The sequence below is a fragment of the Panacagrimonas sp. genome, assembly GCF_965216805.1.
Taxonomy (GTDB): domain Bacteria; phylum Pseudomonadota; class Gammaproteobacteria; order Nevskiales; family Nevskiaceae; genus Panacagrimonas.
Window position 1 is genome coordinate 1,371,941 of the sequence record NZ_CBDCGN010000003.1, and the last position, 21,590, is coordinate 1,393,530.

The following is a 21,590-nucleotide window of genomic DNA, read 5'->3' on the forward strand; positions in this document are numbered from 1 at the left end:
GAACCAACATGAGCGATAAAGACGTCGGCCTCGACTCGGGCGACTACCAGGAAGGCCCGACCACCACGGCGCACAGGATTCTCAGTGCCATCGAGCCGCTGATCTTCGCGCGGCGCAAACTGACCATGGCGATTCTGGTCGCCATCACAGCGGTGCTGTTCTGGCAGATGGTGCAGATCAAGCCGGATGCCGGTTTCGACAAATCGGTGCCGCTGAAACACCCGTACATGCAGGTGCTCAAGCAATACATGGCCGATTTCGGCGGCGCCAACACGGTGCTGGTGGCGCTGATCCAGAAAGACGGCAAGGGCGAGATCTACAACGAGAAGTTCCTGCTCAATCTGAAGGAGGCCACCGACGAGGTGTTCTTCCTCAAGGGCGTCGATCGCTCGCGCGTGTCCTCGCTGTTCACCCCGGACGTGCGCTACATCGAAGTGGTGGAAGGCGGTTTTCGCGGCGGCAACGTGATTCCCGCCGAGTACGCGCCGACCCAGGAGATGTACGACCTGGTCAAGGGCAACGTCAGCAAGGGCGGTCATGTGGGGCGCTACACCACCATCGACCAGACCGGCGCCATGATCTTCTCCGAGTTGCTGGAGATCGATCCGGTCACCGGCGAGAAGCTCGACTACGGACGCGTGGCCAACGAGCTGGAAGACAAGCTGCGCGGCCGCTTCACCAACCCGCGCAAATTCGTCTACAAGCTCAAGGAGGACAAGGGCCCGCTCAAGGCCGGGGATGTCGTTGCCGACGGCTTCGTGCCGATTTCCGATCTGAAGCTGCGCTTCCTGACCACCTTCGAGGCCACCTACAAGAACGAGGAGGATCGCGTCGAGATCATCCCGGTCAAGGGTTCGGAAGTGACCGTCGAGGAGATCGACAATCCGCAGTACAACCCCGATATCGACGTCCACATCATCGGCTTCGCCAAGGTCGTCGGCGATGTCATCGATGCCACGCTGGAGGTGGTGGGCTTCTTCATGCTCACTCTGGTCATGACGGGCGTGTTGCTGTGGCTCTACATCGGCCACTTCAAGCTGGCGATGCTGCCGTTGATCTGCTCGGTGACGGCAGTGATCTGGGAGTTCGGCCTGCTCAGATTGCTCGGTTTCGGTCTGGACCCGTTCGCCATCCTGGTGCCGTTTCTGATCCTGGCGGTGTCGGTGTCGCATGGCGTGCAGTTCGTCAACGCCTGGGTCGGCGAGATCGCGGAGAACGGGCGCGACAGTTTCGACGCCTCGCTGTTCACCTGGCGGCGCCTGGCCATCTACGGAACGATGGCCATCATGACCGATGTATTCGGCTTTGCCGTCATCGGCCTGATTCCCATCGACATCGTGCGCGAGATGGCCATCAACGCCTGCCTCGGCATGCTGGCCATCGTCGTCACCAACAAGTTCATGATGCCGATCTTCCTGTCCTGGATCGAGGTCAAGGACATCAAGACTTTCATGGAAAAGCAGGAGCGGCGGGACGGCATCTTCAACCCGCTGTGGTACCTGATTTCGGGCATGGTCAAGCCGGTGCCCGCGGTGACCGCGATCCTGGTCATGGGCGCGCTGTTCGGCTGGAGCATCTGGCAGGGCAAGGCCCTGCAGGTCGGCGACAGCCAGGCCGGCGTGCCGGAACTGTTGCCCGACTCGCGTTACAACAACGATACCGCCGCGGTGGTGGCGAACTTCGCCATCGGCCTGGATATTCTGAAAGTCGTGGCGGAAACCGACCCCGAAGCCTGCGTCAAGTACGAGGTCATGGAGCAGATCGACCGCTTCGCCTGGACCATGGACAACACTTACGGCGTGCAGTCCAGTCTGTCGCTGCCGCAGGTGGCCAAGACCGTGAACTCCGCGTTCTCCGAAGCCAACCCGCGCTTCAAGGTGCTGCCGCGCAACCAGTACACCATGGTGCAGTCGATCACGCCCATCCCCACCTCCTCGGGCCTGCTGAATCCCAACTGCTCGGCGATGGCGGTGTTCGTGTTCATGAGGGATCACAAGGCCACCACCATCGAACGGGTCGTTGATGCCACCAAGGACTTCAACCGCACCAACGGCGCCGCCTTCTTCGAAACGCATACCAACGTCGATGCCGCGTATTGCGAGGACAAGCTCGCCGCCCGCCGCGCGGTCGGCAACGAGCGCCACGCAGTGCAGAAGCTGATCGACGATCTCAAGAAAGGCGATCCGGAGATCGGCGAAACCGGGGTCAACGAGAACGAGAAAGTCATCGCCGCACGGGCACGGGTGGACGAGGCCAACGCCCGGCTGGCCGGCTTCGACAAGGAGTGCCCGGTCAACTTCGCGCTGGCGACCGCCAACGTCGGCGTGATGGCGGCCACCAACGAAGAAGTGCATCGGCTCGAAAAGCAGATCCTGCTTTACGTCTATATCGCGATCATCATCGCGGTGTATCTGTCGTTCTTCGAATGGCAGTCGATCTTCTGCATCATGCTGCCGCTGGCGCTGGTTTCCTGGATGGCCTACGGCGTCATGGCGGTCCTGGGCATCGGCATGAAGGTCGCAACGCTGCCGGTGGTGGCCTTGGCGGTAGGCATAGGTGTGGACTACGGCATCTATGTCTACGCCACCATGTCCGACGCGTTGGCCGGCGGCTTCAAGATGCGCGACGCCTACTACAAGACCCTGCGCATGACCGGCAAGGCGGTGGTGTTCACCGGCATCACGCTGGGCTTCGGTGTGGCCACCTGGCTGTGGTCGGGCCTGCAGTTCCAGCGCGACATGGGGGCGCTGCTGGTCTTCATGTTCACCGGCAACATGTTCGGCGCCATCCTGATCCTGCCCGCGATCGCCTCGTTCATCCTCAAGGAGAAGCAATTGGCTCCGGGCGAGATCGCAGTGTTCAAGCCGCGGCATTGAGGCTGCGCGAGCCCTGATCCCAAGGACCGTAGCCCGGGCGCAGCCCGGGGCTGCCCTTGACCGGGTGGTGCCGAAACCCGGGTTTCACCCGGGCTTCAGGCAGCGTCTTTCCTTCTCCCGCAAGCGGGAGAAGGTGCCCCGAAGGGGCGGATGAGGGTCTTGCAGTGCGTGGGCGACCCGTAAAATTCAGTGAGCCCACGTCCTGAAAGGCCCTCACCCCAGCCTCGCTCCCAGGGGGAGAGGGGTTCAGTCCGGACGGACCCAGGGTGTAGACCGGAGCCGTAGCCCGGCCGCAGCCCGGGGTTGCGGTCGGGCGGGTGGCGCGGAAACCCGGGTTGCCCCCGGGCTACTTTTGAGGGCGGCGATGGCGCGGTCTGGTACAAACGGGAAGATGCTTGCCCGCCCTGCGCTGGCTGCTCGAACCTGCACCGGACACGTGCGCAGCACCTCCGAAAAGCCGGCGGACCGGTTCTCGATCCTGCGTATAATGGCGGGATGCGTTTCATTCCCATACGAATCGGACCCGTCCGGCATGCAGGGCGGTGGCAGAAGCCCCGTGCACGCACCCCTTTGTCGTTGGTTCTGAGCGTCCTGTTGGCGGCCGCTACCGGACTGGCGGCCGCGCAGGAAACGACATCCGAAACGCCTGCCGCGACGATCCCCGCTTCGGAGCGCAGTTCGCCCGATCCGCGCCTGCGCATGGACCCGCTGTTCCCGCACTCCGACGCCAAGCCTGACCCCCAGCCCGATCCCCAGGACGGCAGCTCGGAGGGCTTTCGCGACTTCGGGATCGGCGTCAACCCCGACCCCATCGTCAACGTCGCGCCCGAGGGCTCCGACCTGGAATGGGGCAGCAGCGGCACTTACGATCTGGGCGCCCTGCTTCGGCGCGTGTGGACCACCCACCCGCAGGTGCTGGGCGCTGAGTCCGGCGTGGAGGCCTCCCGCTACGATATCGCCGCCGCCCGCACCGGTTGGTATCCCTACCTGCAGCTTTCCAGCTCGGTGGCGGACTCCAGCTCCGACGGCAGCTCCACGCTCTACCTGGTGCAGCCGTTGTGGGATGGCGGCCAGACCCGGGCAGAGCTCGATCAGGCCGAGGCTCAGCATCTGGGCGCCACCTTGCAGATCACGCTGGCGCGGCTGGCGCTGTCCGACGAACTGCTCGGCGCCTACTTCGATACCCTGGAAGCTGCCGAGCAGGTCAAGCTGTGGAACAACTACGTCACCCGTCTGGAGAGCCTGACCGATACCATCCGGCGACGCTCGGATCGTGGCGTGGCACCCGAGGCCGACGTGCAGACGGCCATCACCCGCTTGCGCCAGGCCGAAGCCGGGCGTGAAAGCTCCAACGCGCTGCGCTTTACCGGGCGTTCGCGCCTGAGCAGCCTGGTCACCGCGCGGCCGCCCGAGCTGCGCTGGCCCAATTCCGACTCCATCCTGGAACCGGACAACCTGGAATCGCTGACCGCCAATCTGTCCAGGCACCCAGTGGTGCAGTCCAGCAACGCCGGCATCCGCGTGCAGGAGGCACTGGCTGACCAGTCCGCCGCCTCGTTGTGGCCCACGGTGTCGCTGCAGCACCGTCGCCAGGTCGACGGCGTGGAGTTCGACCCGACCAACGACGCCACCCTGCTGGTGTTCCAGTACCAGACCTCCAGCGGTCTGCGCGGCTATCGCGGTGCCCAGGCCGAGCGGGCGCGTGCATCGTCGGCCCGCCAGCAGGGCGAAGTGGCGCGCGCACAGCTCACCGCGCAGTTGCGCAGCGACACCGCGCAATTGCTGGCGCTGGCTTCGCAGATGCGCTCGCAGGAGGGCGCTACCGACGCCGCCGTGCAATTGGTGGAAAGCTACTACCGTCAGTTCGAAGTGGGTCGTAAGTCGTGGCTGGAGTTGCTCAACGCGCTGCGCGAATCGCACGACCAGCAATTGCAGACCCTGGCCCTGCGCCGCGCGTTCTGGCAGATCAACAGCCGTCTGGTGTTGCAGGGCATGCAATGGGAGCGACTGGACGTGGCGGGTTTTCTGCCCGACGACTATCCCCGTCCCGCGCCCGAGCAGCAGGAGCCGGGAGAAGTGGAGATCAAGAGCCCGTAGGGCGGCCCATGGCCGCCGTCCGCGCTCGCTGGACGGGCCTGACGGCGGGCACGGCCCGCACTGCCAACCGCAAATGGACGGCAAGGTGACTTTGAAAGCCGGGCAACGTAGGGCGGCCCATGGCCGCCGGCCTGTAGAGTGTGATGCGGTTGACGGCCGGCCCCACCCCGCTGGCCGCTGATAGGCACAAGATCGCTTTGTACGAAGCAACATCTATCGAGTCGTGAATTGATGAGTAAAGTCGAGCCCAACGCCGCCGCCAACGCCATCCTGGAGATGGCGTCGCGCCGCGGCCTGCACGCCTCGCGGCTGGAGGTCAAGACCGCACTCGGCCAGGTGCATGCCGAAGAGGCGCAGGCACAGATCACCGCAGTGTGGGAAATCCTGTTCGAAGGTCACACCGCACACAGCGTGCCGATGGAACTCGCCCACGGCGGCCAGTTGCCGGCCTGGGTCATGGCCGACGGCTGTGTCGGCCTGGTGATGAAGCTGCCCGGCGAGGAAGACAGCGAGCTGGAGATCGCCTGGATCGGCCGCGCACCGGACGATACCGGCAAGCCCAAGGAGCTGCTGGTGCCGATTCCGCCGGCCCTGGCCCCCGAGCGCGTCGGCGCCACCTCGGACAAGGTCGGGCCCGCCAGCAGCGCCATCCGTGCCGCGCTGCGCGACCACATGCCGCTGTTCATGCGCGCGGGCGTGGCCACGGTGGTGATGAATTCGCTGGCCATCACCACCTCGCTGTTTGCGATGCAGGTCTACGATCGCGTCATCCCCAATTTCGCCGAGGCCACCCTGTGGGTGCTCGCCAGCGGCGTGTTGCTGGCGCTGGGCCTGGAACTGCTGTTCAAGCTGTTGCGGCTCAAGCTGCTGGAACGTTCGGCAGTGCGCCTGGACGAGGCGCTGTCCCTGTACTTCTTCGAAAAGCTCATGTCGCTCAAGGTGGACCGGCGACCGTCGCGCGTGGGCTCGCTGGTCGCGCAGTTCCGCGACTACGACTCCATCAAGAATTTCTTCACCTCCAGCACGCTGTATGTGGTGGCCGATCTGCCCTTCATCGCGCTGTTCATCGCCGTGATCTGGATGATTGGCGGGCCCATCGCCTACGTGCTGCTGGCCTTCCTGGTGGTGTGTCTGATCGTCGGCATCGTGATGTACAAGCCCATCGCGCGCCTGCAGCGCGAGGAAACCGACGAGTCCGCGCGTCGTCTGGGCCTGATCTTCGAAGCCGTCGCCGGCGGCGAGATCGTCAAGTCCACCGCCGCCGAACCGCGTTTCTCCGATGTGTGGCAGCGCTCCACCCGCGCGGTCGGCCGCGTCGGCAGCGATCTGCGCAGCGTCACCGGCTATTCGCAGTTCACCATCGCGTTCTTCCAGCAGATGGCCTACATCTCCATCATCGTGGTGGGCGTGTACGTGATCCAGGCCGGCAACCTGACCATGGGCGGCTTGATCGCCTGCTCCATTCTGGCCAGCCGCGCGCTCGCCAACATCGGGCAGGTCACCCAGCTCATGTTGCAGTGGCATCACGCGCGCTATTCGCTGCGCATCCTCAACGAGATTCTCTCCATGCCCACGGACGAGGATCCCACCCGCCAGGCCAACACCCGCGTCGTGCCGCTGCAGTACAACGTGTTCGATCTGTCCTACGCCTACGAAGGTTCGCAGACCCCGCAGTTGCAGATTCCCAAGCTCACCATCGCTGCCGGCACCCGCGTTGCCGTCATCGGCCACAACGGCAGCGGCAAGAGCACCCTGCTCAAGTTGCTGGCCGGACTGGGCACACCCAGCGCCGGAGAAATCACCCTGGCCGGTCTGGACCTGCAACGCGCGCGGCCAAGCTGGATTCGCGAAACCATCGGCTATCTTCCCCAGGACGTGCGCCTGTTCTCCGGCACCCTGCGTGAAAACCTCACCCTGGGTCTGCCGGTACCCGACGAAGAGGCCTTGCACGAGGCCATGGAAAAGACCGGCTTGGCCAAGACCCTGGCTCGGCATCCCGAAGGCCTGGACCTGATGATCCGCGAGGGCGGCGCCGGCCTGTCCGGCGGACAGCGCCAGTTGGTGGGCGTAACGCGTCTGGTGCTGCAAGGGCCCAAGGTGTGGTTGCTGGACGAGCCCTCCGCCAGTCTCGACAAGGACGCCGAAGACGCCCTGATCCGCACGCTCAATTCCTTGCCGCGCGATCACACCGTGGTGTTCACCTCGCACCGTCCGGCATGGCTCAATCTGGCCGATCGGGTGGTGATGCTGGAGAACGGCAGCGTCAAGGTCGATGCACCCGCCGAAGAAGTGCGCCGTGCGCAAGCTGCCGCTCGTGCCGGCGGCCCACGGCCGGTGGTGCCTGCTGTCAAGGCCAGCGCGGGATCGGCCTGAGCGTGTTCCACCCGCAAAGCCGGCGGCCACAGGCCGCCCTACATGGCGCCAAACCACTATGGTGGGCGGTGCCCGCGTCGCGCGAACCCGTGGGGCGGGCCGTGCCCGCCGCGATGGGCATGAACCGAAGCCGTAGGGCGGCCCGTGGCCGCCACACTCCAACCATGCACAGCACCCGTAGCCCGGGTGCAACCCGGGGTCGTGCCGGACACCCCCGGGCGTTGCCAGGGCTACGCCGCTCCAACCATGCGCAACGGTTGCACGCGCCGCTGCCCCCCGGATTTACGGGGATGACGCCGGCAACGAATCCGCGCAGACTCGCGCCCGGAAAATTTGCCGGCCCGTGCGCCGCTGATTGCTTCGAACGTAGGGCGGGCCATGCCCGCCGCCGTGCCGATAGTTCCAAGGATCAAATCGCAGGATGAATCTTCGTCAACGCCTGTTTGCGCGTACCCAGCCACTGAAGCTTGGCGCGGTTGCGCGCCTGATTTACCTGCTCACCTTTGCGGTGCTGTCATTCGTCGCCTGGTCCAGCTGGGCCGAGCTGGAAGAACAGATTCGCGCGCGCGGCAAGGTGATCGTCTCCAGCAGCACCCAAGTGGTGCAGGTGGTGGATGGCGGCGTGCTGGCCAAGCTGCACGTGCGTCAGGGCCAGCGCGTCAAGGAAGGCGACCTGCTGGCCGAGCTGCAGACCACGCGCTTTCTGGCCAGTGCCGACGAGATCGCCGGCCGCGTCGCCACCCACGAGGCCGCGATCGAGCGACTGGAAGCCGAACTGGAAGGCACCGATCCCAAGTTCCCCGCCAAGCTGCAGAAGGAATACCCGGACATCGTCCGCTCGCAGTTGCGCCTGTACCAGCGCCGGGTGGAGCTGCAGCGCGAAGAGCTGGACGCCATCGCGCGCAGCGCCGACCTGGCAAAACAGGAGCTGGCGGCGCTGGAAGAGCTGGAAAAGACCGGCGACGCCGCGCGCACCGAGGTGATTCGCGTGCGTCGCGAGGTCAGCGAACTGCTGGCCACCGCCGTCAACAAGCGCAACGCCTTTCGTCAGGAAGCGCAGGGCGAACTGGCCTCCAGCCGCAGCGCTTTGGAAGAGGCCTCGCAGCAGCTCACACAGCGTATGGAAGCGCTGGACGCCACCCAGGTGCGCGCGCCCATGTCCGGCACCATCAACAATATCGAAGTGACGACCACCGGCGGCGTTTTGCGTCCAGGTGACGAACTGTTGCAGATTGTGCCCTCCGACGACCCACTGATCGTCGAGGCCGAGGTATCGCCGGTGGACGTGGCCTTCCTGCGCATGGATCTGCCCGCCAACATCAAACTCGATGCCTACGACTACACCATTTACGGGTCGTTGCGTGGTAAGGTCACCTACATCAGCCCGGACACCGTAGAAGAAGAATACCCGCAGCGCGACGAAGAACCGAAATTCCGGGTGCACCTGGTCATCGATCACATTCCCGAGCGCGACGGGCGTCCGCCCATCGAAGTGCTGCCGGGCATGACCGCTACCACCGAGATCATCACCGGCAAGCGTACGGTGGCTCAGTATTTGCTTAAACCGCTGCGGCGGGGTTCTGCAGAGGCGCTTACGGAGCGCTGAAGCTGAATGAGGGCAAGCCCTAAAACTCTTTTACCGTCCGTTGCTTTCAGGAACATCTTCATACACTTTTTTCACCAAAATACCGTTGACACTGTCATGTGGGCTCATTACGCTTCGGCGAGGTGTAGCTTCGTGACGGCGTTCGCGGGCGTTTACCGAGCAGGCGGGGACCACCGCTCTCTCTCTTTTCAGTTTTGTAACTCACTTATCCATAGGGGATAAAACAAATGGCAAAGCACAAGGTCGACCGCGCGGCTCCCGAAGGCGCGGACGAGGCAGTCCTGAATCTTCAGCAGGTCGACGCACTCGCCACGTTGAAGAAGAAGATCGAAGAGGGCGTTGAAGAGTCCGAACAGGCTGCCTCAGAGGCCTCCGCCGAACAGGCGCCCGCCCAGGACGCCGAAGAAGTTTCCAGCGCAGACGCCGCGCTGCTCGCAAGCTCCGACACCGTATTCACCAGCACCGCCAGCCACACCCTGGTCGCCCAGGCCGGTGGCGGCACCACCGGCGGCGCCAGCGGCCTGCCCGGTTGGGTCGTTCCTGTCACCGCGGCCGGCGTGGGTGTTGCCGCCATCGTGGTGGCTTCCGACAGCGACAGCGGCGGCGGTGGTGACGGCGGCGGTCAGCCCGTCAACCCCAACGTGCAGTCCGTGACGCCCGACGTCACCACGGTCAACGAGAGCGGCGACGACAACTCGGTCACCTTCACCATCCAGACCGATGGCACCGGGGGCGTGGTCAACTTCGAAATCGTTGGTCTTTCGGCTAACGACATCGCCAGCACCAACAACAGCTCTTCCAACAAGATCACCGGCACCACCGAAGTCGACGGCAGCGGCCGCGCCTTCGTCACCGTGATCCTGGCGGCTGATGGCGTCACTGAAGGCCCCGAGTCCTTCACCCTCAGCGTGACCGGAACCGCCGGCTCCGACGCGGTCGTGTCGGCCTCCGTTGCGGTCACCGACACTTCGGTCGGCGATCCCGGTGGTGGCGATCCCGCGGTCGAGATCAGTTCCAACGCCGGTGCCGACAACGCGGTGGGCGAAGGCCAGGCCGTCACCTTCGCGTTCGACGCCTCCAACCTGCCGGCAAATGCGAACGTTCAATTCATCATCTCTGGCAACAATCTGGTCACCGGTGACATCGCTGCCATCTCTGGCCAGAACGGACCGGTCCAGCTCAGCGGCTTCCTGACCACCGACGCCAACGGCAACCTGGCGCCGCTGACCATCACCGTCAACAACGACAACGTCGTTGATGGACCGGAAGACCTGACGCTGACTCTGCGCCTGAACGGCGTGACCCTGGCCACGTCCACGGTCGACATCGTCGATTCCGGCACCACGGTTGATCCGCAGACCAACCTGACCATCACCAGCGTCGATGTCGACGGTTCGGATCTTCCGGCTGCGCGCCTCACGGGCGACCAGGACATCCGCATTGACTTCACCAACCCTGCGCGCCAGATCGTCGGGTTGGACCTCAACGGCAACGGCGCCATCGCTGCCGACGGCCGTGAAAACAATCCTGCCAACGCTGACTTCATCGCCGCCCTGGGCGGTGCCGACATCGGCGGCTACGGCATTGTCGATGCCTACTCGCGCAACCCGCTCAACGCCGGTGGCAATTTCTCCACCCGTGACAACGCCAACAACTTCTACGGCGATATCGACTTCGACGGCACCGGTTTTGACGGTGACGGCGTGTCCACCGACGGCAACATCTTCCTAGGCGGCTTCGGCGCCGACACCGCACTCGGCGGCATCGGCAACGACTTCCTCACCGGCGGCGGCGTAGGCCCCTTGGCGGGCGGCGGTGGCGATGTGCTGTCCGGCGGCCGTAACGGCGACTTCTTTTTCGGCGAAGGCTCGCTGCTGAGCAGCGTCGACGGCGACGCTCTGTTCGTCAACGGTGGCTCCACCTCCGACGATCTGGCGGCCGGAAACAACTCTGCGCAGGACAGCGACATGTTCCTGGGCGAGTTCTCCGACGACGACGAGCCCATCGTGGTGCGCCTGACCGGCCAGCCAGGTTCGGGCACGTCTTCCACCACCGGTGAAGACGGCCGCATCATCTCCGACAACGGCATCAGCATCGAGATCGACGAGATCGAGCACTACGATGCCTCGGGCAACCTCTATGGCTTCCTCGATGGCGTCGACGTCATCGTCGGTGGTCGTCAGGCCTTCGAAGAAACCCACACCATCGGCGAGCAGAACTACGGTATCGGCTCCTCGGCGCAGCACGACATCCTGGGTTCAGACGCCAACAACATCCTGATCGGCGGATTTGACAACGACATCATCGACGGTGCTGACGGCAACGACATCCTGTTCGGTGGTCGCTTCGACTTCCTGAACAACCGCGGCTTCGTGCCCAACCCCAATCTGCAGAACATCGTCAACAACGGCATCGACACCCTGCTGGGTGGCGATGACGACGACAGCATCGTGTTCGAGGCGGACGGCGGCACCATCCGCGGCGATAGTGACAACCGCGTCGTGGAGGCCCAGGCCGCCACCGGCGACACCCTGTACCTGACCGAATACGGCCTCGGCCGCAACCCGGACGACAACAGCCCGGTCGCAGCCGAAGACATCACCGACGACGGCGTGCTGCGCTTCGACCTGCAGGCCGGTGACGTTGCCGGTAGTGCCCAGGGCGCTGGCATCCAGGGTTATCGCGGCTACGGCGGCGCCGATGTCGGCTTCACTGCCGACCAGAGCAACTACAGCGCTGGCGGCTTCCGCGTCGACGTCACCTTGATGGAGAACTTCATCGCCACCGGTCTCGGTGCGGCGGACTACCGTGCGGCGGGCAGCAACACGCCAGAACTCGGCTTCAACAATCAGCAGAACGTCTTCCAGTACGACGGCGATCTCGATATCCGCGGCAGCGACGAGACCAACGTTCTCTACAGCAGCTCGGGCGACGACACCATCGAAGGCCGTGAAGGCGATGACTTCATGTCCGGCGGCACCGGCAACGACGACTTCATCTTCAATCTGTTTGCTGGTGATCTCGGCGAAGGCGGCGACGGCGTGGACGTGGTCCACCGCCAGACCAATGCCGGCCTGAACCTGTGGGCGCGTGACGAGGACGGCAACGGCCTGTTCGAGCAGGACTTCAACGCCGAAGACGGCACGCTTACCACGGTCACCAACCTGAGCATCGACTTCACCGGCACCGCGTTCGAAAACCCGCCGCTGGCGCTGAACACCTTTGAAGTGACCATCGGTACTGAGCGTTACACCGCCGACCTGGGTGGCGCGGTGTACGCGACGCTGCAGGACCTGGCCGACACTATCGCCGCCAACCTGGTCGATCCGGACGGCAACCCCGACCCGAATGTCTCGGTGCGCGTGGAAGGCAACAGCATCGTCATCGAGGACAACCCCGGCGAAGGCATCCAGGGTCGCGAGTTCCAGGCCGACTTTGACGGCTATCTGGTCGATCCGGTCAACGTCAACAACGTCATCCTGCTCACCCAGCCCACCGCCAACGTCGTTCAGGATCTGGATCAGGATCGCCTGATCTACCAGTCCTACGAGGACCGCTTCGACGGCGAGCGCACCAACGACGATACCCAGAACGGCTCGCTCATCTCGCTGGGCCTCGATGCCTATGCAGAAGACTTGGTCGCGTTCTTCGGTGAAGACGGCACCCGCCTGGCCGAAGACCAGATCTACACCGTTGCCTTCAACAACCTCACCACCCAGGACACCGTGGTCATCACCGTCAACGGTGTGGACTACACCCTGACCGTGGGCCGCTTCCAGGACGGCAGCATCGTTGCCGGGGAAGACACCGCCAGCGGCGCGACCCAGGCCGCGATCCAAACCGCGTTTCTTACCCGACTGGCCGGCTTCATCCAGGCCTTCAACGACACCGACACCGCCGCCGGCGAAGTCAATGCCACCTACGTCGGCGACGGCGCAACCATTGCCCTGTCGCAGACCAGCTACATCGGTGAAGAAACGGTCTTCATGCAGGAGCCGACCGTCGAGATCACCAACACCTCCGGCGGCCAGCCCGCCACGGCACTGGTGACCAACTTCTCCGAGCACGAGGTGTTCCTGCTCGGCTTCGACGGTCGCAACAACAACCTGAACGAAGAGAACGTGCTGTTCTGGGGTGATACCGAGATCAGCCGCGCCATCTTCGAGACGGCCGACAACGCCGGCGACACCTTGGTCGGGACCGATGCCGTGGTCATCGACAACAACGTCTCCGACCTCGACAGCAACGGTGCCGCCACCGGTAACACGCCGGCAACCGGCTTCACCGCCGCGTTTGTGAATATCAACACCAACGCTCCGCTGTCCGGCGTCAACAACTACACCGTCCACGGTGACGACCAGTTCTTCGCCGGCGACGGCGATGACACCATCACCACCGGCACCGGCGACGACCGCGTGATCGTCGGTCGTGGCATGGACAGCGCCAACGGCGGTATCGATCTGTTCTCGGTGCGCATCGAGTCTGACCCGCTGGGCCAGTTCCGCGTCATCGAACTGAACCTGTTCGAGGCCATTGCCCTGCGTGATGCCACCTCGGTGGCGGACGTACCGCAGCAGGTGCTGGACCGTGCCCCCGACATGGCCGAGTTTGTGCCCGGTTCGCTGTTGCCCATCCAGCAGACCGAGACCGGCTCCGGCCTGGCCGGCCTGGACGCGGTCGAAGGTCTGATCGCCTTCAGCGACGTGCTGCAAGCTCAGCAGGCAGACTTCGCCCCGGGCAGCACCTTCACGGTGGCGATCACCGACGGCGACTTCGTCTTTAACAGCGACCGTGTCTTCGAGCTGCGCACCGGCGGTTCCGGTGAAGTTCGCGTGTTCGAAAACGGCGTGCAGACTGGCACCACCGACTTCCAGGAGTTCGAAGCGGTTCGCACCATCTCCGGCACCGGCCGCGCCGATGCCAGCGGTGGACAGGGTCGCGACACGCTGGACCTGTCCGTCATCTCCGACACCCTCAGCCCGATCCCGGGCAGCATCGGTGTGCTCTACAACCTCAGCGCCAATAACTACGACACCGACGGTGGGACCGCTCGACAGTTGGAGCGTGAAGACATCGACGGCGGCATGTTGCCGACGTTGCCCCCCCAGACGTTCTTGGCTGGTCAGATTCGCTACAGCTCGGACGACCAGATTGTTGCCGATCGCGCGCAAGGCGGTGATTTTGAGCAGGTCTACGGTCTGCGGGTTGACGGCGTCGAGAACGTCACCACTGGCAATGGCAATGACATTGTCATCGTTGACGAAGGCCACTCCAACAAGGACAACGTCTTCATGATGGGCGCGGGCTCTGACCGCGTTATCTACTTCGAGCAGTACGGTGATGGGGTGCCCGTCGGCGGCAACGGCAACTCGCAGGTCGACGAAACCACCGACTTCCGCGTCATCGTTGGCGCCTTCGCCGCTGATCCGGCGATCACTCACTTCGTCGAGCAGACCGTCGGTAACAACGGTCAGACCGAGGCGACTGACACGCTGATGGGCGTGCAGGCCATCACTTTGGATGGGCAGTCCGCGCGCAGCATTCGCGAGGCCGACTTCATCGACCTGATGAACCTCAATGGCGGCGTGGTCAACTATCTGGATGGCTCTGGTACGCATCCATACGATGACCAGCCGGCCTTCCCGTTTGCGCCGGAATCGGTGTACGACGCGGCTGGCAACTTCCTGCTGACCATCGAGAACATCAACGAACTCGAGAACGTCGACGGCTCGGCCGGCAACGACACCGTGCTGGTGGCCGATGCCAGTGTCATGGCCAACTCCACCACCAGCCCCCGCAACGACATCATCCTGGGCATCGACCAAGACTCGGTCCTGCCCACGCTGACCTGGATCGAGTTCGACGAGCCGCTTGCTCAGCGCGATATCTTCAACAACGTCGGTCAGTTCACCTTCGACCTGATGGGTGGCAGCGACTTGGTCGATTACAGCGACGCAGGTGACAACATCTCGCTCGCCGTGACCCGCGGCACCAACGTGCCGCAGTTCGTGATCGTCGATGCCAGCGGCATGGCGACCTTCGACCGTGATGCTTTCGTCATGACCGGCTCGACCAACGACCGCGTCGACCAGCTCGACAGCGTTGAACAGGTCATCGCCTCGCAAGGCGATTCGATTCTGGACCTCACCGGCCTGCAGCTCCTGGCCGGCGAGCAGAACTTCCAGATCGTCTACGGTGGCGTCAACCCGGCGCTGAACAACAACGCCATCGACCGCCAGGGCTACGACGTCAACGTCAACGTGGGCCAGGCCAACGGCGCATCGACCAACGTGCGCACCTACGGCGAGTACCGCGATCTCAGCGCCGCGACCAGCTTCACCGATACGCAGCTGGGCAGCACCACCGTCGATGAAGTCACCGCTGCTTGGAATCGCATCGAAGGCGGTAACAACGACGAGCGGGTGCTGGTCGGTGGCGATGGTTCCGAAGCGGTGGTTGCCCGTCTGGCTGAAGACATGAGCTTCAACCTGCGTGGCAGCCGTGTCACCGGCACCATCGGTCAGGGCAACTCCGTGCAATACGGCGGCTACGACCTGCAGGCTGGCGGCGTTACCGTCACCCTGGACAACACCACGGCATTCGATCCGACCGCCATGGGCCCGACCGGCTTCTTCGAGCTGAGCGCAACCTTCCGCGATCTGGACGGCGTCGCGATTCCCGGTTCGATGCACATGATCACCGGCAACACGCAGGACAACCAGGATGCGGCGGGTCAGCTGCTGATCGAAGGTGCCGTCAGCGGTAACGACATCATCAGCCTGACCAACCTGCTCGATGGTTCCACGGTGGTGGTCGGTGCAACCGGCGTCGGCGGCAGCGGCGAAATCCGCGTGATCCAGGCCGGCACTCCGGACGACGACGGCAACCCTGTCGACAATATCGTCGTGTTCACAGGGTTCGAGCAGTTGATGGACGACGGCACTTCCAACAACGCTTACGTGTTTGCCAACTTGGCGACGGCGGCCTTGACCCTGGATCTGCTCGATGCCGCGGGTGTCAACGACCACGACGCCATCGTGGTCAACAACTCGGTCTTCGACGGCGCTGGCATGGGCTTCAACGGCGCAGGTCTGGATACCATCGATCTCGCCCTGATCAACACGGCGACCGGCGGTTTCAACTTCGACTTCGACGTGCTCGACGTCACCGGAGTGACCCGCCCGAACCTCACACTGATCGGCACTTCGGCCGGCGATCCTCCGCAGTACGACGCCCTCCTGCCGGTCCTGGGTCTGTTCCCCATGGGCGACGGCATGACCGACGAGCTGGTGGTGGGTGACCTCGCCCTGATCGATAACTTCAGTGAGTTCGAATCGCTGGTGGTGACTGAGGCCACCGTGGCCAACGGCAACACCATCGTGGTCGACATCGACAACGGGCAGGTCCTTCAGGGTTCGACCACCGTCGGCTTTACCGGGCCTTTGTTGGCCTTCAGCGCAACGGGTCTGATCGGTGAAACCTTCCCCATCGGCAGCAGCTACGTGCCGACGGTGAATGCCGCCATCAACGTGTCCGTGATTGATACCGGCGCAGCGGGAATCCTGCTTGCCGGTGGTAACGGCGATGACAGCCTCAGCGGCGGCGGCGGTGACGACATCATCTTCGGCGGCGCCGGCGCGGATGCGCTGGACGGCGGCATCCAGTCGGAGGTGGTTTCCTACACCCTCGATTTGGGAACGATCATTGTCGACGGTGAAGGCGTATTCCTCGGAGGAGTCGATCTAGGCTTCGATGTCGGCGATATCGTGCTCGGCTCGGAAGTTCTGGACGGACCTGCTGGAGCTATCGAAGTCGCACGCGTTTCGATCAACGAGGCGATCGTTCGACTTTGGAATTCCGGCGCGGCCGTGTTCAATAACGTTGCCTTCGACGACGTGATCGACATCGAAACCGACAATAACGGTCAGAGTCTTATCGTCACATTCGACCCGGCAGCGGGCGATCAGGCGGGCGCAGGTCTTGCGCCGGGTCTGGTTGTCAACGACAACAGCGATGCTGGCACGGTCGTGGCTGCCTTTGCGGATGGCGAAGACACCTTTGCCTACACCGATGCAGGCGAATCGACGGCCGATTCCACCGACGTGATCAGCAATTTCTCGATCAACGACGGTGTGGTGTTGGTTGACGACACGCTGGACTTCAGTGTGCTGTCTACCTTGACCGGCCTTGCGGGTGGCACGGTGACCTCCACCGCCACAGAGTTCGCCAACCTGCAGGCGTTCTTCGCAGCGGCGGATGCGGCCTTCACGGGTGGCGGCGTCGACATCGACGTGTTCGCCGGGTCGGATGGCACCAACGGCTTCGCGGCTGTGGATGCCGATGGCGATGGCCTGTGGAACGCCGATAACGACATGGTGATCGTGCTGGCCGGGTTTGATGGCGCTGGTATCGCGAACTTCGACATCGACAACGTGAACTTCACGCCGTAATCAGCCAACTTAGGGTGGGCAAACGGATGCTCGTTTGCCCACCGGCTTGAAGCTATCGATCAGGCCGACAAAACCCTATAAAAGTGAGTTGCACCCATTGCCCCCGCCTAATCCGCGGGGGCAATTTTGCTTATGGAGACAGTTGAGAAGACGCTGCCAGGGGCGCAGTCATGGCGCAGTCATCGAGCGTAGCTGTGGCTAGAGCGCGTTCTAGTTAGTTGCATACATATCCGCAGGAAGCGAAATGGTGTGCGCGCTCTGGAATTACGGTGACAGTGGAATTACGGTGACAGGATACTAAGTCCCCTATTTCTCACCTTAATTTCTTCGGAGATTGGTGGGATCGGGCGCGATAGCCGTTGTTGATTTTGCAAGCGGCTTGTTGCGCGCCCACCGGCTTGAAGCTAATGGTCAAGCCTTGCATCTTGTTCATGGAGAGGGTTAAGAATGACGGCAATGGGAGGCGCAGTCATTGAGCTTAGCTGTGATGAGGCGCAAGACTCCTTAAAATCCGGCCTCTTCCGCCGCAGAGGTTCACGACCATGCCTGTGATCGCCATGTTCTACGGCATCATCGTCCGCATGTACTTCATGGACGTGGATCAGCACAAACGGCCGCACATTCATGAGCAGTATGCCGATGACGCGGCGGTGTTCGCGCTGGATGATGGTGAACTGCTGGCCGGCGCGCTGCCGTCGAAGCAGACCCGGCTGGTGCTGGCTTGGATGGAGCTGCATCACGATGAGTTGGTGGCGGACTGGGCGCTTGCTGTCAAGGGCGAGGCGCCGTTCCGGATCGAGCCGCTGAGGTAAGAATGAATCCCCGAATAAAGTCGGCGCAGGCTCTGTCCGGTCACCGTCTCGACGTTGAATTCGTGAACGGCGAGCGCAGAATCTTTGATGCGTCCCCGTATCTCGATGTCGGTGTCTTTCGCGCGCTGCGCGACCCGGCGATTTTCGCCGGAGTCGTGGTCGTGAACGGCGCCATTCAATGGCCCGGCGAGATCGATCTGAGCTGGGACACGGTCTATCTGCGCTCGGCTGCGTAATAAACCGCGCAAATTACGGTGACAGGATAATAAGTCCCCTATTTCTCACCCCTATTTCCTCGGAGATTGGTCGGCTCGGGCGCGATAGCCGGTGTTGGTTTTGCAATCCGCTTGTCGCTCGCCCACCGGCTTGAAGCCGCTAATCAAGCCGTCAAGAGCCCGTGACAAAAGTGAGTTGTGCCCATTGCTCCCGCCTAAACCACGGCGGCAATTTTGTGGGGGTTCAATGGGTCAGACTCCAAATAGAAGAGGCGATTTGGTCGGTGCCACTGCAAGGCGCAGACGTAACGCTCTGCGATGTCTGACATACTTGCGCGGACCTGGAGATCGCATGAGCGACGAACCGACGAAGGTTGAGAAGGTTGAGAATCTGGTGCTGGAGCTTCTTCGCTACATCCCTGGACGTATCGACCGTGTTGCGGAGGACGTTTCAGAACTCAAGGCCCGCACGAATAGAGTCGAAACCGAAATTTCGCTGATGCGTAGAGAGATGGCGGGTCTACACGAAGATTTTGCAGGCCTGTCTGGTCGTGTAGACCGCCTCGGCTCGCGAATCGACCGCATCGAGCAGCGGTTGGAACTGGCGGGCTAGTTCACATTGCCCGGTTCGCCACCCTGCACATTGCGGTCATGGGGTTAAACATCGTGGAAAAGGGCGGCTCCAGCGACCAGCGCGTACGATACCGTCCATGTTCAGCGCTCGATTTCAGATGGAGGTTCACGTTACACGCCACGCGCGGCTGCGCATGGCAGATCGTGGAATCGACGAATCCTTGCTCCTTGATCTAGTGGAAACGGGCAGTGTCCGCTACAAGGACGACACCCATCTTTGGCTGTTCAAACATTATGAGAATCGTGACGACAACCTGCTCTGTGTCGCTGCAGTGATTCAAAATGCGCTTGTGGTAAAGACTGTGATGCACCGTTTCTCTGAGGAGTAGATGCTGATGAAGACGACTTACTACGAGGCGGATGACATTCTGGTCCTGCGCATGGACAACAAGCCCATCGTGCGTGAGGTGTCGCAGGACTGGAATACGCATGTCAGCTATGCGGCCGACGGAACCGTGGTCGAGATCGTTGTGCTGGATGCACGCGCGTGCGGCGCCGTCCCGGTGCAGCAGCACGCCGCTTGAGCGTCAGTCATTGAGCGTAGCTGTGGCTAGGCTCAAGACACCGGGAATTACGGTGACCGGGAATTACGCGGGAATTACGGTGACAGGATACTAAGTCACCTTATTTCTTCGGAGAAGGAGACCATTCCGGGTTCGTCTTCGGCGCCACGGAATGACGGGGTTGGGGGTCAAGGTCGACTGGCCTGGTGGTTCGTCGTGACATGCCCATGCCCATCAACCGTCATTCCGGACTGCTGCAGGCGGTTGGGTCCCAGCGCGGGAGTGCCTTTGAGGCACTCCCGCGTACATCCCAACCGTCCGAATTACGGTGACAGCTTACTAAGTCCCCTTATTTCTTCTGGGGTTGATCGGGTCAGGCGCGATAGTCAGTGTCGATTTTGCAAGCGGCTTGTCGCTTGCCTGCGGGCTTGATGCCGCTGAACGGGCCACCAAGGCTTCGTGAAAAGTGAGGTGCACCCATTGCCCCGGCTATTCCGCGAGGGCAATTTTGTTGGTGCGGCCGGCAAGTGCGTGGGGCCTTGCGGTCTGAGCTGCACTTTACCTTCACCACTTGACTGCCTTTCGCATTCCCTCGACCTGACCGCAAGCGCAAACCGTTCGACCCTTCAACCGGACCCGCTCGGGTACAATCGCGTGCTGCCTTGAGCGCGTCGCTCGGCGCCATTCCCCAAAACATGCTTTCAGAGAATTCCCGCAGATGACCAACACGATTCAAGCTCTTTCCCGCGATCTTCATGGCGCCAAGCGCTGGAAGCCCAGTCCCAACCTGCATTTCGCTGCCAAGTCCAACGCCGTCGGACTGCTGGCCGACGAAATCCCGCGGGCAGCGATGGTGCTGCCGCTGGCTTTTCTCAAGCGTGGCGATAGCAGCTACGCGCCTTCGGCGGTGCTGGGTCTGTCGCCGGGTGAAAACCTGCTGCTGGACAAGGACCACAAATGGGTGGGGCGCTACACCCCGGCGTCCCTGCGCGCCTACCCCTTCGTGCTGGCGCGTCCTTCCGGTGATGAGAAGGATCAGGGCAAGCGGGTGCTGTGCGTGCAGACGCAGAACGACGTGATCGTGGATGGTCCGGACGGCACGCCCCTGTTCGGCGAGGATGGCAAGCCCAGCCCGGAAGTCGACAAGCTGCTCAAGTTTCTTCTGGAGATGGAGCAGAGCCGCGGCAAGACCGACCGGGCGGTGGCGGCCCTGGTCGAGGCCGGCGTGGTCGTTCCTTGGAAGTTGTCATTGCAGGACGGCGACCGGAAGCTCGCGCTGGAAGGTCTGTTCCACGTTGACGAAAAGGCGCTGAACGAACTGCCGGACGAGGCCTTCCTCAAGCTGCGCAAGGCCGGCGCCATCGCGTTGGCGCACCTGATGCTGCTGTCCGAACAGAACCTGCCGGCGCTGGTGGAATTGGCCCGGCTCAGGCGTCGTAGCGCTGCCCGAGCGCAGAAAACCGCGACTCAGCACTGAAGCCTGAGCTGCCGTAGCGGCTGAGGACCGGCCAACCATCAGCGAAATCGTCGCTTTCCGATAGGGCGGGCCGTGCCCGCCGTCGGACTCGGTCAAAAAAACCCGTGGATCACCGGGCTCCGGCGGTAGCTGAATCTCGGCGTAGTACGCTTAGCGATAAGCAAGCGGCCAGGATGCGACCCGGGGTTGGGCAGGGCGGCCACGCGGAACCCCGGGTTTCGCCCGGATTCCGGGGCTGCGTCGGCATGTGATGCAGCGTCATCGGCGAAGGCGAAGACGCTTTGGGCCTGAAATCAGGCCAGGCGTAGAAGTCAACCAAAGTCCAAAGCAGATCGGCTCAAGGAGGAGATTGGCTGGCTCGGAGTGGCGTTCGCCGTGGCCGTGGCCCTGGACGCATCTCTGGTCGCTTGGCTCGCGCAGAACTACGCGGCCCCGCCTCGCCGATCATTTCAACGGCTGCTGCTTTGGCGGCCGTCGTGATTGCCTTTGGCGTAGTGGCGATAAATAGGCGCGCGTTCCGGCGCATCGCCGAACTGGAGGACGCGTAA

The 21,590-nt window shown here is 63.1% G+C and carries 11 protein-coding genes; all 11 read left to right on the forward strand.

The genetic code is table 11. The features are described 5' to 3' along the window. The first annotated feature begins 8 nt into the window (after positions 1-8). Positions 9-2,876, forward strand: a complete 2,868-nt coding sequence (locus ACOOHP_RS19315; protein ID WP_420468103.1) for an efflux RND transporter permease subunit — start codon at positions 9-11, stop codon at positions 2,874-2,876. A 594-nt stretch (positions 2,877-3,470) separates the two neighbouring features. Then, positions 3,471-4,973 carry a TolC family protein gene (locus ACOOHP_RS19320; protein ID WP_420468104.1) on the forward strand — a complete coding sequence of 501 codons (1,503 nt, stop codon included), beginning with the start codon at positions 3,471-3,473 and terminating at the stop codon, positions 4,971-4,973. A gap of 231 nt (positions 4,974-5,204) precedes the next feature. Continuing rightward, positions 5,205-7,346 carry an ATP-binding cassette domain-containing protein gene (locus tag ACOOHP_RS19325; RefSeq protein ID WP_420468105.1) on the forward strand — a complete coding sequence of 714 codons (2,142 nt, stop codon included), beginning with the start codon at positions 5,205-5,207 and terminating at the stop codon, positions 7,344-7,346. Positions 7,347-7,767: 421 nt separating this feature from the next. After that, entirely contained in the window at positions 7,768-8,952 is a 1,185-nt protein-coding gene (locus tag ACOOHP_RS19330) for an HlyD family efflux transporter periplasmic adaptor subunit (protein WP_420468106.1), read from the forward strand. 227 nt (positions 8,953-9,179) lie between these two features. Then, on the forward strand, positions 9,180-17,402 hold the full coding sequence (locus tag ACOOHP_RS19335; protein WP_420468107.1) for a beta strand repeat-containing protein: 8,223 nt from the start codon (positions 9,180-9,182) through the stop codon (positions 17,400-17,402). Positions 17,403-17,944: 542 nt separating this feature from the next. Next, complete coding sequence (locus ACOOHP_RS19340; protein WP_420468108.1) at positions 17,945-18,214, forward strand: DUF4160 domain-containing protein; 270 nt, start codon at positions 17,945-17,947, stop codon at positions 18,212-18,214. 2 nt (positions 18,215-18,216) lie between these two features. Continuing rightward, positions 18,217-18,450 (forward strand): DUF2442 domain-containing protein, encoded by a 234-nt coding sequence (locus ACOOHP_RS19345; protein ID WP_420468109.1) that lies wholly within the window; start codon positions 18,217-18,219, stop codon positions 18,448-18,450. Positions 18,451-18,781: 331 nt separating this feature from the next. Next, on the forward strand, positions 18,782-19,042 hold the full coding sequence (locus ACOOHP_RS19350; protein WP_420468110.1) for a hypothetical protein: 261 nt from the start codon (positions 18,782-18,784) through the stop codon (positions 19,040-19,042). A gap of 97 nt (positions 19,043-19,139) precedes the next feature. Next, positions 19,140-19,391, forward strand: coding sequence for a DUF4258 domain-containing protein (locus ACOOHP_RS19355; protein WP_420468111.1), 252 nt, complete (start codon positions 19,140-19,142; stop codon positions 19,389-19,391). A 6-nt stretch (positions 19,392-19,397) separates the two neighbouring features. Further along, positions 19,398-19,586: a DUF2283 domain-containing protein gene (locus ACOOHP_RS19360; RefSeq protein ID WP_420468112.1), complete on the forward strand. Its 189-nt coding sequence runs from the start codon at positions 19,398-19,400 to the stop codon at positions 19,584-19,586. A 697-nt stretch (positions 19,587-20,283) separates the two neighbouring features. After that, entirely contained in the window at positions 20,284-21,042 is a 759-nt protein-coding gene (locus tag ACOOHP_RS19365; protein WP_420468113.1) for a SapC family protein, read from the forward strand. Positions 21,043-21,590: the final 548 nt, after the last annotated feature.

Excerpts from the sequence above, each read along its gene's own strand:
- ACOOHP_RS19325 (WP_420468105.1), top strand. The coding sequence starts at position 5,205 with ATGAGTAAAGTCGAGCCCAACGCCGCCGCCAACGCCATCCTGGAGATG.
- ACOOHP_RS19340 (WP_420468108.1), top strand. The coding sequence starts at position 17,945 with ATGCCTGTGATCGCCATGTTCTACGGCATCATCGTCCGCATGTACTTC.
- ACOOHP_RS19335 (WP_420468107.1), top strand. The coding sequence starts at position 9,180 with ATGGCAAAGCACAAGGTCGACCGCGCGGCTCCCGAAGGCGCGGACGAG.
- ACOOHP_RS19350 (WP_420468110.1), top strand. The coding sequence starts at position 18,782 with ATGAGCGACGAACCGACGAAGGTTGAGAAGGTTGAGAATCTGGTGCTG.
- ACOOHP_RS19330 (WP_420468106.1), top strand. The coding sequence starts at position 7,768 with ATGAATCTTCGTCAACGCCTGTTTGCGCGTACCCAGCCACTGAAGCTT.
- ACOOHP_RS19360 (WP_420468112.1), top strand. The coding sequence starts at position 19,398 with ATGAAGACGACTTACTACGAGGCGGATGACATTCTGGTCCTGCGCATG.
- ACOOHP_RS19355 (WP_420468111.1), top strand. The coding sequence starts at position 19,140 with ATGTTCAGCGCTCGATTTCAGATGGAGGTTCACGTTACACGCCACGCG.
- ACOOHP_RS19345 (WP_420468109.1), top strand. The coding sequence starts at position 18,217 with ATGAATCCCCGAATAAAGTCGGCGCAGGCTCTGTCCGGTCACCGTCTC.
- ACOOHP_RS19315 (WP_420468103.1), top strand. The coding sequence starts at position 9 with ATGAGCGATAAAGACGTCGGCCTCGACTCGGGCGACTACCAGGAAGGC.
- ACOOHP_RS19365 (WP_420468113.1), top strand. The coding sequence starts at position 20,284 with ATGACCAACACGATTCAAGCTCTTTCCCGCGATCTTCATGGCGCCAAG.